General features: G+C 55.0%; 1 protein-coding gene. It reads right to left on the bottom strand.

Annotated elements, in window-relative coordinates:
* Positions 1-360 (bottom strand): recombinase family protein (locus KP705_RS19545; protein ID WP_215765513.1); only part of this gene is annotated, 360 nt, incomplete at both ends.

The following is a 360-nucleotide window of genomic DNA, read 5'->3' as shown; positions in this document are numbered from 1 at the left end:
TGACGTTCAGAAAGCTTGGGTTTCTTTCCGCGTAGTTTACCTTTGTCGCGTGCAACGGCCATCCCTTCACGAGTACGCATCCGGATCAGATCGGCTTCAAACTCCGCGAAAGTCGCAAGGATGTTGAAGAACAACTTGCCCATTGGATCAGACGGATCGTGAATACTGTTCCCAAGTTGAAGCTTCACGCCACGGGATGCCAGGCTGTCGCCAATAAGCCGTGCATCAGGGACAGAGCGGGCCAGTCGATCAAGCTTTGGTACGACCAAAGTATCGCCACTACGAACAGCCGCCAGTGCCTGGTCAAGGCCGGCCCTTTCCCGGTTCGTGCCGGTGAAGCCCTTGTCGGTGTAAATACGA

This window comes from Gluconobacter sp. P1D12_c, assembly GCF_018812105.1.
Lineage (GTDB): Bacteria > Pseudomonadota > Alphaproteobacteria > Acetobacterales > Acetobacteraceae > Gluconobacter > Gluconobacter oxydans_A.
This window is presented reverse-complemented; position numbering and strand designations above follow the sequence as displayed.